This window comes from Psychrobacter sp. 1Y4 (assembly GCF_051847555.1).
On sequence record NZ_JBPYDE010001205.1, the window covers coordinates 1 to 508 of the forward strand.

Below are 508 nucleotides of genomic sequence, written 5' to 3' on the forward strand. Positions count from 1 at the left end.
CTAAGGGAGATTCCATTATAGATATTCCAAATCCATTAAATAACCCTGAATGGAAAAAGCCTTTAGAAGAAGGGACACAAAAGTATCTAAAAGATCTTGCAGCGCAAGGCTTGGACTCTGCAACTGTTTATCAAAAAACGATAGAAGCCAGTGAGGCCTGTAAAGTCTAATGATACTGGCAATTGGGCGGGTAGTAACTTCATAATTTGAGCAATCAAACCTCAGTAATCCATATTCAGTGACAAGGATGTCTTTTATGTCTCATAACGATGATACAAATACGGTACAGCAAGTGACGTTTCGTTTGTTGCGTGAACTTAATATGACCAAAGTATTTGGTAATCCGGGCTCTACTGAGCTTAATTTTTTGAATAACTTTCCTGAGGATTTTGAGTATATATTAGCCTTACAAGAGTCATCTGTGGTGGCTATGGCGGATGGTTATGCTCAGGCGACTGGCAATGCCGCTTTTGTTAATTTGCACTCAGCAGTAGGTGTTGGCCATGCG

1 protein-coding gene is annotated in these 508 nt (G+C 40.2%); it reads left to right on the forward strand.

Translation table 11 applies throughout. The features are described from left to right. Window positions 1-256: 256 nt before the first annotated feature. Window positions 257-508, forward strand: a 252-nt coding sequence (locus ACS8FC_RS21160) for a thiamine pyrophosphate-binding protein (RefSeq protein ID WP_439298225.1), incomplete at its 3' end; no start/stop codon positions are given.